Here is an 11,952-nt window from a genome sequence, read left to right on the forward strand (position 1 = left end):
AAGGGAAGAATAGCATGATTAAAACAAATGAAATTAAACAAAAAGATGCAATTTTAGAAGAGATTACGGATTATGTATTAAACAAAGAGGTGACAAGCTCAGAAGCGTTCAGTACAGCTCGCTATGTGTTACTTGATACGCTTGGATGTGGAATTTTAGCACTTCAATACCCAGAGTGTACGAAATTATTAGGACCAGTTGTACCAGGAACTATCGTGCCAAATGGTACACGTGTACCGGGAACGTCATTTGTACTTGATCCAGTAAAAGGTGCTTTTAATATTGGGTGTATGATTCGTTGGCTAGATTATAACGATACATGGCTAGCTGCAGAATGGGGACATCCATCAGATAACTTAGGTGGAATTTTAGCAGTTGCAGACTACATTAGTCGCGTTCGTATTTCAGAAGGGAAAGAACCATTAAAAGTACGAGATGTACTTGAAATGATGATTAAAGCACATGAAATTCAAGGTGTACTTGCATTAGAAAATAGCTTAAACCGCGTTGGTCTTGATCATGTGTTATATGTAAAAGTAGCAACAACAGCAGTTGTTACAAAAATGCTTGGTGGTACGCGTGAAGAAATCTTTAATGCATTGTCTCATGCATGGATTGATAATTCGAGTCTTCGTACATATCGTCATGCTCCAAATACAGGTTCTCGTAAATCTTGGGCAGCTGGAGATGCAACGAGCCGTGGTGTTCATCTTGCTCTTACTGCACTAAAAGGTGAGATGGGTTATCCAACAGCATTATCTGCACCAGGCTGGGGATTCCAAGATGTACTGTTTAATAAACAAGAATTAAAATTAGCAAGACCTTTAGATTCTTATGTAATGGAAAATGTATTGTTTAAAGTATCATATCCAGCAGAATTCCATGCACAAACAGCTGCGGAATGTGCAGTGAAATTACATCCAGAAGTGAAAGAACGATTAGATGAAATCGATCGTATTACAATTACGACACATGAATCAGCAGTTCGTATTATCGATAAAGAAGGTCCATTAAATAATCCAGCTGACCGTGATCATTGTTTACAATACATTACGGCAATCGGTCTATTAAAAGGTGATATTGTTGCTGATGATTATGAGGATGAAGTAGCTTCTGACTCTCGTGTAGATGAATTAAGAAATAAGATGGTTGTTGTTGAAAATAAACAATACAGTTTAGATTACCTTGATCCGAACAAGCGCTCAATCGCCAACGCTGTTCAAGTTCATTTTAAAGATGGCACAGTAACAGAAAACGTAGAGTGTGAATATCCATTAGGTCATCGTTTCCGTAGAGATGAAGCAATTCCAAAAGTTGTCCAAAAGTTCTCTGCAAATATGGCTGTACATTATTCAAGCAAACAACAAGAAAAAATTCATGAAGCTTGTTTGAATGAAGAAAAACTAGAAAATATGAATGTAAATGAATTTGTAGATCTTTTCTTAATATAAAATAGGGGGAATAAGAATGGCTTGGGTTGTGAATAAACAGTCAACACAAGAAGAGCTTGCCAATCGATTCCGATCTTTAGTAGAAGCACCTCAAATTTTACAAATCCCTGGTGCACATGATGCAATGGCGGCCCTTGTTGCAAAAAATACTGGATTTTCAGCTCTTTATTTATCAGGAGCTGCTTATACAGCAAGTAAGGGTTTACCGGATTTAGGAATTGTAACGTCTACTGAAGTAGCTGAGAGAGCAAGGGATCTTGTTAGAGCAACAGACTTACCTCTTCTTGTTGATATTGATACAGGATTTGGCGGGGTATTAAACGTAGCAAGAACTGCTGTGGAAATGGTAGAAGCAAATGTAGCTGCTGTTCAAATTGAAGATCAACAATTACCGAAAAAATGTGGACATTTAAATGGAAAAAAACTTGTTTCCACTGAAGAACTCGTACAAAAGATTAAAGCGATTAAAGAAGTAGCACCAACACTTATTATTGTAGCACGTACAGATGCTCGTGGTGTAGAAGGGCTGGATGCAGCAATCGAAAGAGCGGTTGCTTACGTAGAAGCAGGTGCAGATGCTATTTTCCCGGAAGCGCTTCAATCTGAAGAGGAATTCCGTTTATTTAACAGTAAAGTAAATGTGCCACTACTTGCGAACATGACTGAGTTTGGAAAGACACCATATTATAGTGCAGAAGAATTTGCAAATATGGGCTTCCAAATGGTAATTTATCCGGTTACATCACTTCGCGTTGCAGCAAAAGCATATGAGCGTGTATTCACACTTATTAAAGAGACAGGCTCACAAAAAGAAGGACTATCTAATATGCAAACGAGAAGTGAATTATATGAAACAATTTCGTATCATGATTTTGAAGAATTAGATAACGGAATTGCAAAAACAGTTTTATCTGAAGATCAATAAAACAAAGGGAAAAGGCGATGATGAGACATCTTTGGCAAAAACAACTGCTTGATGTGAAGAGTCATCGCCTTTTCATATTTCCTAATTGCTTGCAAAAGAGGTGGAAACATATGAACTCTATAGAAGATTACTCTGTAGGAAGATGGCTGAATAAAGAGTTTCAGTTTGTGAAAATGAGTAATACGATTGCAGAGGCAATCAATCTACTAATCGCATCAAAAACTGATGAACTGCCTGTACTAGAGGAAGAAAGAATGATAGGTATTGTGAAATTACTAGATTGTGTGCAGTGGCTGAAAGAAAATAGTGATGAAAGTACCTTCGTTCATATGATTATAGATAAATCTTTTCACAAGGGAACAAGAGTGAATGCAATGGAAGTGGTTCAGCGTTTACCGTTTTATGTACTAAATGGAAAAAATGGAATGTTAGAAGGGGTAATAGGTCCAAATGAGCTTCTTGCCTTTCAAAAATTTATAAAACAACAATTAGAAGAAGCAAAGCGTGTAATAGAATGGTTACGGCTTTCCTTTGATACTGCGTATGAAGGAATTGCGATTGTAGATGAAAATGGTGTTATTCAAATGTTTAATGATACGTATAGTCGCTTTGTTGGTGTAACAAAAGAAGAAGCAATTGGACAGCGCGCTGAAAATGTGATTGAGAATACAAGGCTTCCAGTTGTATTAAAAACAGGAGTACCAGAAAGAAATCAAGTGCACCGTCTGCAAGGACAGAATCTAGTTGTGCACCGGATGCCAATTTGGAAGCAAGGAAGAGTGATAGGTGCTGTAGGGATGCTTATTCATGAAGGGATTTCAGATATTTATAAAATACTAGAGCGATTTGATCAAAAAGATGGGGCAATCAAGCCAACGTTTTCTAAACCGAAAAAGAAGCAAATTCGATTTGAAGATATTCTTGGAGAAAGCCAAACAATTTCTGACACGAAAAAAATGGCCCGAAAAGCAGCTGGATCGAAAGCATCTGTGTTAATTACTGGGGAAAGCGGTGTGGGTAAGGAGCAATTTGCAAGAGCTATACATAGTGTAGGGATAACGCAAAATGGTCCATTTATTAGTGTGAACTGTGCTGCTATTCCTGATAATTTACTAGAATCTGAATTGTTTGGTTATGCAGAAGGGGCTTTTACAGGTGCGAAAAAGAACGGGAAGGCAGGAAAGTTTGAACTTGCAAATCATGGAACGTTATTTTTAGACGAGATAGGCGATATGTCCCTATTAACGCAAGTGAAAATTTTACGCGTTTTACAAGAAAGGGAAATAGAAAGAATAGGTGGTACACATCCAATACCTGTTGATTTCAGGCTAATTGCAGCGACAAATAAAGATTTAAAACAAATGGTGAGAGAAGGAATCTTTAGGGAGGATTTATATCATCGTCTTCATGTTATTCCGATCCATATTCCGCCGCTTCGCTTTCGAAAACAAGATATACCACTCATTGTCGAAGAACATTTACAAAAGTTATGTCAAATGTATGGTGCCGAAGAAAAGACACTCGATAAAGAAGTATTGCGTCTTATGTTCCATTATAACTGGCCAGGTAATGTCAGGGAATTAATCAATGTGTTAGAAAGACTATTCGCACTATCAGATGATGCACATATACGAGCGAAGGATTTACCAGAAGAATTTTATTATCGGGATATGGAGCAAAAGAAACTAGTACCTATGATTCAGTCCTTACCTGCAAAACAAGAAGCGATGAAAGTGGTGCGTGAAGAGGAAGAAAGAGGATTAATTGAACGCGTTTTAAAAGAAGCAAAAGGAAATAAGTCAAAAGCAGCGGCATTGTTAGGGATTTCTAGGGCGACCCTGTATAACAAATTGTCCCGATTCAAAATCTAGACAATTTGTTATATCAAGTGTAAAACTGTCTAGACAGTTTTACGTTTTCTTGTCATTTCGCCCTTGTTCTATCAAGTTTTTAGTTTGGCATAGATTTTGCATGTAAATAAAATGAAGACCGAAATGATAGGGGGATACAGATGGAGAAAACAAAGTTGCAATGGGACGAATTTTTTTCGCGGAATCAGGAGCTTCATACAACCTTTTTTACACCTGAGGATTTTTCAGGTGATGAAGATTTAATCGCAAAAACAACAGAACAATTTGTGAAACAAGAAATTGTTCCGCAAATTGAACATATCGAGCAGCACAATTATCAAGTTTCTCGCCAGCTATTTGAAAAGGCTGGAGAACTTGGATTGCTAAGTATAGAGGTTCCGGAAGAATATGGTGGATTTGAATTAGGGAAAGCAGTTTCCGGACTTGTAGCAGAAAAGATGGGATATGCAGGAGCGTTTAGTGTTTCTTTTAATATTCACGCTGGAGTAGGAACGCTGCCATATATATATTACGGAACAAAAGAGCAGAAGGAAAAATACTTACCAAAAATTGCGTCAGGCGAATGGATTGGAGCTTATGCATTAACAGAGCCAAACGCTGGATCTGATGCATTAAGTGCAAAAACAAGTGCTGTCTTAAATGAAGAAGGAACAGCATGGACATTAAACGGTGAAAAGCAGTGGATTACAAATGCCCATATGGCTGATGTATATGTTGTTTTTGCGAAGACAAATAAAGGAATGACAGCATTTATTGTCGAAAGAACATGTGAAGGCGTTTCGATTGGCTTAGAAGAAAAGAAGATGGGGATTAAAGGTTCGTCAACTGCGACACTGATTTTAGAGGATGTCGTCATTCCTGCTGAAAATGTACTAGGTGAAGTTGGAAAAGGACATCACGTAGCTCTTAATATTCTCAATTTTGCTAGACTGAAACTTGCTTTCGGAAATATTGGGACAGCAAAGCAAGCAATTGGTCTATCTGTTCAATACGGAAAAGAACGAAAACAGTTTCAAACAGAATTAGTTGATTTCACGATGATCCAAGAGAAAATTGCAAATATGATTATTGCTACATACGGTGCAGAGAGCGCAGCTTATCGAACAGCAGGTGTAATTGATGAAGCAATTCATGAGAGTGATGAAAGCATTATGCAGAAAATGTCCCAATTTGCAATGGAATGCGCAATCAACAAAGTGAACGCTTCAGAAACACTTGGAAATATTGTAGATGAAGCGGTACAAATTCACGGTGGTTATGGTTATATGCAAGAATATGAAGTAGAACGATTATACCGTGATGCTAGAATTAGCCGTATATTTGAAGGAACGAATGAAATTAACCGCTTAACAGTTGCGAAAATGTTAATGAAACAAACGAAGCAGCTAGGAGATCAAGCAGATGAAGGTACGTTTGATAATGTAGAACGTAATCATCGCTATATTTTATTATCGAAACAATTATTGAAGCAATCTTTGAAAACGCTATCTCAAACTCCTGAACTAAAAATTGAACAAGAACAAGAATATTCACGCGTGTTAGCGGACATGTTGAAAGATGTGTATGTAATGGAATCGTCATTTTTACGTACAAAGAAAGCGGTAAGTAAAAATGGTGAAGAAAAAGAACGTATAAAACAGTCTATAACAGATGTTCTTTGTGAAGAAGGGTATCGAAAAGTAGAAGCAGCGGCAATTGTTCTTCTTTCTGCAGCAGTACAAGAGGAGCAAAATAGAAACGCTATTCTAGATGAAATTCGTCAACTGTCAGTACCTCTATATACGAACGTATTTACGAAGAAGAGAGAAATCGCAAAAGCGATTATAAATCGCGGGAAATATATTGTTTAAATAGGAGGAGAACAGTATGAAAAAGATTGGTTTTATTGGTTTAGGTAATATGGGTCTTCCAATGTCTAAAAATTTAGTTAAATCAAATTACACGGTATATGGATTCGATTTAAATAAAGATGCTGAAGCTTCTTTTGAGAAAGAAGGAGGAATCATTGGCTTATCAATTGCAAATTTGGCAGAAACATGTGATTTGATTTTTACAAGTTTGCCATCACCTCGAGCTGTTGAAGCCGTTTACTTTGGTGAAGAAGGCTTAATTGAGAATAGCCATTCGAATGTTGTTCTAATTGATACAAGCACAGTAGCACCAGAGCTAAATAAAAGATTGGCAGATGCTGCGAATGATAAAAAAGTAGACTTCTTAGCAGCACCAGTTAGTGGTGGAGTGATTGGAGCGGAAAACCGCACATTAACTTTTATGGTTGGTGGATCAAAAGAAGTGTACGAAAAGGGCTTACCAGTGATGGAAGTATTAGGGGCAAATATTTTTCATGTGAGTGAGCAAATTGATAGTGGTACAACTGTAAAGCTTATTAATAACTTATTAATTGGTTTTTATACAGCAGGTGTTAGTGAAGCTTTGACTTTAGCAAAGAAAAACAATATGGATTTAGATAAAATGTTTGATATTTTAAATGTGAGTTATGGCCAAAGTAGAATTTATGAGCGTAATTATAAAAGCTTTATTGCATCAGAAAACTATGAACCAGGGTTTACTGTAAATCTACTAAAGAAAGACTTAGGATTTGCAGTTGATCTAGCAAAAAAAAGCGAGCTTCACTTGCCAGTAAGTGAAATGCTTTTGAGTTTGTATGATGAAGCTGGTAAAGCGGGATATGGTGAAAAAGACATGGCTGCCTTATATCAAAAGGTAAGTGAACAATTAATTTCTAGTCATAAATAATAATGAATACTAGCAAATATAAAAATAAAAAGGAGCGAATACAATGATTACAACAGAAATTAAACGCGTGAAAAATCATATTAATGGTGAATGGGTAGAATCTACTGGTACAGAAGTGGAAGCTGTTCCAAATCCTGCGACTGGGAAAATCATTGCTTATGTTCCACTTTCTCCAAAAGAAGATGTGGATCGTGCTGTTGAAGCTGCAAAAGCAGCTTATGAAACATGGTCGAAAGTACCGGTGCCAAACCGTTCAAGACAGTTATATAAATACTTACAACTTTTACAAGAACATAAAGATGAGCTTGCAAAAATTATTACATTAGAAAATGGAAAAACATTAAAAGATGCAACTGGCGAAGTACAGCGCGGGATTGAGGCTGTAGAACTGGCAACATCAACACCAAATTTAATGATGGGGCAAGCACTTCCAAACATTGCAGGCGGGATTGATGGTTCCATTTGGCGCTATCCAATTGGAGTTGTTGCGGGGATTACACCGTTTAACTTCCCAATGATGATTCCACTATGGATGTTCCCACTTGCAATTGCTTGCGGTAACACATTCGTACTAAAAACATCTGAAAGAACACCGCTTTTAGCAGAAAGATTAGTAGAATTATTCTATGAAGCTGGTTTTCCAAAAGGTGTCTTAAACTTAGTGCAAGGTGGAAAAGATGTTGTAAATAGTATTCTGGAAAATAAAGACATTCAAGCTGTTTCATTTGTTGGATCTGAGCCAGTTGCACGCTATGTATATGAAACAGGAACAAAATATGGAAAACGAGTACAAGCACTTGCAGGAGCAAAAAACCATGCGATTGTTATGCCGGATTGCAACATTGAAAAGACAGTACAAGGTGTGATTGGATCCGCGTTTGCAAGTAGTGGAGAGCGCTGCATGGCATGCTCAGTTGTAGCAGTTGTAGATGAAATTGCTGATGAATTTATTGATGTACTAGTAGCGGAAACACGTAAATTAAAAGTAGGCGATGGTTTCCACGAAGATAATTATGTAGGACCATTAATCCGTGAATCTCATAAAGAGCGTGTACTAGGCTATATTCATAGCGGTTTAGCAGATGGAGCTACTTTATTAGTAGATGGTCGTAACATTAATGAAGAAGTCCGTGAAGGATATTTCGTTGGAGCAACAATCTTTGATGGTGTAAATCAAGATATGAAAATTTGGCAAGATGAAATTTTTGCTCCAGTATTAAGTATTGTGAGAGTAAAAGATTTAGAAGAAGGAATTAAGCTAACAAACCAATCAAAATTTGCAAATGGTGCTGTTATTTATACATCAAGTGGCAAACATGCACAAACATTCCGTGATAACATCGATGCAGGAATGATTGGTGTAAACGTTAACGTTCCAGCTCCAATGGCATTCTTCGCATTTGCAGGAAATAAAGCGTCCTTCTACGGTGATCTTGGAACAAATGGAACAGATGGCGTTCAATTCTACACACGTAAAAAAGTTGTAACAGAGCGCTGGTTTTAATAGATAGAACACGTATGTAACTTGTTACATGTACGAAAAATCCACCACTCATTCATGAGTGGTGGATTTTTATTGTTAACTGTTTTTTTCGAAGGCTAATTTTATACCAAATCCAATTAATATAATACCAGTAAGCCCTTGAATATACCTTTGTGTAGCAGGCTTTTTCATAAAGACACTTATTTTATCAATTAAAAATATATAAAAAGCAAACCATATTGCAGTTAAAACAAGGTAGGTAAGCCCCATAATCAAAAATTGAACAAGTGTATTATGATTAGGATTTAAAAATTGCGGTAAAAAGGTCAAAAAGAAAACAGCAACTTTAGGATTTAAAAGGTTAGTAAGAAAACCTTGGCGAAAACAAGAAGTGTTTTCATCGGTATGTTTCATTGGCACATCATTCATATCTATGTTGTTTTTGTTTTTTAAGGATAAAAGTGCTTTTATGCCTAAATAGACGAGATAAAGTGCACCAACATATTTAAAAATAGAAAATAAGAAAGCTGATTTAACAATAATAGCAGAAAGACCAATTACAGCAGCTAAAGTATGAATTAAGAGGGCAATACATGTACCGAAAACCGTTTTCACGCCACCAATTTTCCCAGCAGAAAGAGTGTTTTTCGTAGCCATTGCAGTGTCAGGTCCAGGTAAAATGATAAGACAAATCGACATGATAATAAAAAGAAGGTAGTTCTCCACAACCACTCCGCCTTTCTTTGTTTATTTTTTTGAAAATTTAATCAAAATAAGTTTAACACAATTTAAGTTGAATGTTAAATCAAATTTAAATATATTAAGATGTATTTAATGAAATTGTTAAAAGGGGTATAAATGTAGAGGAGCTTTGAAACAGAGAGGGTTAAGTATGAGAGGGCTAGCAAAGTTAGCAGAAATAACACCTTTTATGTTAAGGCAAATTGAACGAGGGTTAGAGAAAGTGTTAGAAGTTCCAACCTTTAGTTTTCTAACGGAAGATAAGAATACAACTGATTTAGTTATCAGGGCAAACGAACGTAAAAAAATGATTGTAGGAAATTTATCATATGAATTATTATTCCCGGATTTAACAGGTGCTTTAGCTGCATCTTTAATGACTTTACCACCTAATGCAATTTCCTCTGATACACTTTTAGAACATAAGGGAGAGGAAGTTGCTTATATTTTAGAAGGTAACATTGTCTATTGATTACAACAAATAGTACGGTAATAAAACAAGCTAGATAGAGCAGAAAATGAACTGCTTTCATCTAGCCTGTTTGCTATTATGCATTAAGAAGGTTAAAGAAACGATTTACCTCTTCATCTGAAACATCACTTAATTGCTTATATTTGTATTGTGGGTTTTGATCCTTATCGACTACGACGGAACGGACGCCTTCGAAGAAATCTTCGTGTCTCATGAAATTTTTAGCGAGTATGAAATCCGTTGCAAAGCATTCTTCTATCGATTTTTCTTTCCCGTCAATCAGTTGCTTTAATGTTACTTTTAATGAGAATGGAGATTTTGAGAGTAATGTTTCTTTTGTTTTTAAAGCGAAAGAACTTTCAGCATGCTCTAATGAGTGGATGATATCTTCGACTGTTTGGAATGAAAAGTGCTTATCAATTTCTTCTTGCACAGAAGCAAGTTCACTTGCTACACTAGGTGTTGTTTCATATTTATTAATGAGTTCTTTTAAAGTAATATGTACATTTTGATTGTGCCAATTTGCTTTTTCAATTGCATTAAGAAAAGTAGGTAACGTTTCAGATGGCATATAATGATCAGCGGCGTTTATATATAACACATCAGCAGCTTTTAAGACAGATGCTGTTAATGCGACATAATGACCAGTTTGTCCTGGTGCTTTATTTAAGAAGTAAGCAGCGCCAACATCTGGGAAAAAACCAATGTTCATTTCAGGCATTGCCCATTTTGTACGCTCTGTGACAATTCTATGTGTAGCACCATTGGTAAGGCCGACACCACCACCCATTACAATTCCATCTAAACAAGCGATAATTGGTTTTGGATAATGATATAAATAAGTATCTATTTTATACTCTTCTTCAAAAAACTGTTCAGCATGCTGTAATGCAGTTTCATTTGAACGTGCTTCATATAATGTTTTAATATCACCGCCAGCACAAAAGCCTTTTGTACCAGCACCTTTTAAGATGATAATGGAAATTTGATCATCCTTTTCCCATTCCTTTAATTTTTGCCCGATTGGTTTTAACATATCATAAGATAAAGAGTTAAGTGCTTTTGGACGGTTTAAAGTAATTGATGCAACACCGTTTTCATTAATGGAAAATAAAACATTTTCAGTCATTTTGAATCCTCCTCTTATATATCTTCTCGTTCTTATTTCTCGATACAATCTGAAATGTCCTTTATAATTTATTTAATAAGCAAGTATCGTGCCAGTTTGGATGCCTTTCATAAAGAAGAAATACTAGTAAAAAAGTGTCTAACTGTCTAAACAAATGAACAATTAGACATAATATTAGACTTTTTGTAGAAAAATGCATATTTTGGCGAGTTCTATTTGCAGGATTTCCACGGATGAAAAGGAATATTACAACAATCATGATTGATTATAGGTTAAAAATGGAGGATATACTATATATAGGACTCTTATGCTGGGAAGGAAAGAGTTGAATATAGATAAGAATCATATTTTGTTATATTCGCTGAATTGTCAAACTTTTAACGAAGCTTGAGTTTGTATATAATAAGGAATAGAGAAAGGGGAGATCGGAATGCCAGGGCCTTTGCTATTATCGGTTATTATTTTGTCTTCTCTCATGGTAGGAATTACACAGTATTTTCATCATACAGATACGACAGAAGAAGTGAAAGATAAAGTACGTCTCGTATTTCCGGTTTTTATCATATCTATTTCACTCTGTTTTATGTTAAATAAAGATGGGTATATCGTGGCCTTATTCTCATTTTTTATAGCCATTATTTTAATCACTATATTGTACTATATAATGAAAGATTATTTACAAAAATAAGAGTGCCTGAAAGGGCGTTTTTATTTTTATAAATAACCATAATTTCACATACCGTATTTAAATATGAATGATAAGAATAAGGAAAACAATAGAAAAGTGTACTCTTCACTATGTATTCACTTGTCAATCTAGTATCGCCACTATACTATTAAAGTGTAGAGAATAGAGAAAAAGGGGTTGTATCCATATGAAGTTTGAGATGCACACAAAGATTATTTCAAATGAAAAAGAAACGAGATTACATATAGAAGAAAATGTATTTCAATTAGTATTAGATGGGTATCACTTATTTGCTATGAATGAAATGTTACCTTTATATAAAACGGACCAAGAAAGAATCGGTAATGCAATCGTTCAAAAGTTAGAGTGGGAAGATGGGAAGACAACACTTAATTATCAACTTGTTTCATTACAATCAGTAAATTAAAAGGGAGA

At 35.7% G+C, this 11,952-nt stretch carries 10 protein-coding genes and 1 pseudogene; 9 read left to right on the plus strand and 2 right to left on the minus strand.

Annotated features, from left to right (window positions below):
- Positions 1-14 precede the first annotated feature (14 nt).
- From prpD to AAIE21_RS10590, 6 genes are all read left to right on the plus strand, one after another.
- Positions 15-1,451, plus strand: a complete 1,437-nt coding sequence (gene prpD, locus AAIE21_RS10565; protein WP_343266726.1) for a 2-methylcitrate dehydratase — start codon at positions 15-17, stop codon at positions 1,449-1,451.
- A gap of 16 nt (positions 1,452-1,467) precedes the next feature.
- Positions 1,468-2,376, plus strand: a complete 909-nt coding sequence (prpB, locus tag AAIE21_RS10570) for a methylisocitrate lyase (RefSeq protein ID WP_343266728.1) — start codon at positions 1,468-1,470, stop codon at positions 2,374-2,376.
- A gap of 110 nt (positions 2,377-2,486) precedes the next feature.
- Positions 2,487-4,247, plus strand: coding sequence for a sigma 54-interacting transcriptional regulator (locus tag AAIE21_RS10575; RefSeq protein WP_343266729.1), 1,761 nt, complete (start codon positions 2,487-2,489; stop codon positions 4,245-4,247).
- Positions 4,248-4,387: 140 nt separating this feature from the next.
- On the plus strand, positions 4,388-6,097 hold the full coding sequence (locus tag AAIE21_RS10580) for an acyl-CoA dehydrogenase family protein (protein ID WP_343266730.1): 1,710 nt from the start codon (positions 4,388-4,390) through the stop codon (positions 6,095-6,097).
- Positions 6,098-6,113: 16 nt separating this feature from the next.
- Positions 6,114-7,004 (plus strand): NAD(P)-dependent oxidoreductase, encoded by an 891-nt coding sequence (locus tag AAIE21_RS10585; RefSeq protein ID WP_343266731.1) that lies wholly within the window; start codon positions 6,114-6,116, stop codon positions 7,002-7,004.
- Between the two features lie 43 nt (positions 7,005-7,047).
- Complete coding sequence (locus AAIE21_RS10590; protein WP_343266732.1) at positions 7,048-8,508, plus strand: CoA-acylating methylmalonate-semialdehyde dehydrogenase; 1,461 nt, start codon at positions 7,048-7,050, stop codon at positions 8,506-8,508.
- A gap of 75 nt (positions 8,509-8,583) precedes the next feature.
- On the opposite strand, the gene AAIE21_RS10595 is transcribed toward AAIE21_RS10590, so the two are convergent.
- A complete protein-coding gene (locus tag AAIE21_RS10595; RefSeq protein ID WP_343267001.1) occupies positions 8,584-9,186 on the minus strand; it encodes a LysE family translocator in 603 nt (200 codons plus the stop codon).
- A 193-nt stretch (positions 9,187-9,379) separates the two neighbouring features.
- Here AAIE21_RS10595 and AAIE21_RS10600 point away from each other — a divergent pair.
- Positions 9,380-9,694: pseudogene (locus AAIE21_RS10600) on the plus strand (cupin domain-containing protein); the annotation flags it as partial.
- Between the two features lie 82 nt (positions 9,695-9,776).
- Here the strand turns inward: AAIE21_RS10600 and AAIE21_RS10605 are convergent.
- Positions 9,777-10,829, minus strand: a complete 1,053-nt coding sequence (locus AAIE21_RS10605) for an enoyl-CoA hydratase/isomerase family protein (protein WP_343266733.1) — start codon at positions 10,827-10,829, stop codon at positions 9,777-9,779.
- 430 nt (positions 10,830-11,259) lie between these two features.
- Between AAIE21_RS10605 and AAIE21_RS10610 the strand changes: the two genes are divergently transcribed.
- Together AAIE21_RS10610 and AAIE21_RS10615 are read left to right on the plus strand one after the other, a co-directional pair.
- The gene (locus tag AAIE21_RS10610) at positions 11,260-11,517 is read left to right on the plus strand and encodes a hypothetical protein (RefSeq protein WP_343266734.1); all 258 of its coding nucleotides are present in this window, start codon (positions 11,260-11,262) and stop codon (positions 11,515-11,517) included.
- 187 nt (positions 11,518-11,704) lie between these two features.
- Positions 11,705-11,944, plus strand: a complete 240-nt coding sequence (locus AAIE21_RS10615) for a DUF2584 family protein (protein WP_343266735.1) — start codon at positions 11,705-11,707, stop codon at positions 11,942-11,944.
- Positions 11,945-11,952 lie beyond the last annotated feature (8 nt).

This window comes from Paenibacillus sp. 102 (assembly GCF_039549175.1).
Taxonomy (GTDB): Bacteria; Bacillota; Bacilli; order Bacillales; family Bacillaceae_G; genus Bacillus_A.

Excerpts from the sequence above, each read along its gene's own strand:
- AAIE21_RS10610 (WP_343266734.1), top strand. The coding sequence starts at position 11,260 with ATGCCAGGGCCTTTGCTATTATCGGTTATTATTTTGTCTTCTCTCATG.
- AAIE21_RS10575 (WP_343266729.1), top strand. The coding sequence starts at position 2,487 with ATGAACTCTATAGAAGATTACTCTGTAGGAAGATGGCTGAATAAAGAG.
- AAIE21_RS10595 (WP_343267001.1), bottom strand. The coding sequence starts at position 9,186 with ATGTCGATTTGTCTTATCATTTTACCTGGACCTGACACTGCAATGGCT.
- AAIE21_RS10580 (WP_343266730.1), top strand. The coding sequence starts at position 4,388 with ATGGAGAAAACAAAGTTGCAATGGGACGAATTTTTTTCGCGGAATCAG.
- AAIE21_RS10615 (WP_343266735.1), top strand. The coding sequence starts at position 11,705 with ATGAAGTTTGAGATGCACACAAAGATTATTTCAAATGAAAAAGAAACG.
- prpB (WP_343266728.1), top strand. The coding sequence starts at position 1,468 with ATGGCTTGGGTTGTGAATAAACAGTCAACACAAGAAGAGCTTGCCAAT.
- prpD (WP_343266726.1), top strand. The coding sequence starts at position 15 with ATGATTAAAACAAATGAAATTAAACAAAAAGATGCAATTTTAGAAGAG.
- AAIE21_RS10585 (WP_343266731.1), top strand. The coding sequence starts at position 6,114 with ATGAAAAAGATTGGTTTTATTGGTTTAGGTAATATGGGTCTTCCAATG.
- AAIE21_RS10590 (WP_343266732.1), top strand. The coding sequence starts at position 7,048 with ATGATTACAACAGAAATTAAACGCGTGAAAAATCATATTAATGGTGAA.
- AAIE21_RS10605 (WP_343266733.1), bottom strand. The coding sequence starts at position 10,829 with ATGACTGAAAATGTTTTATTTTCCATTAATGAAAACGGTGTTGCATCA.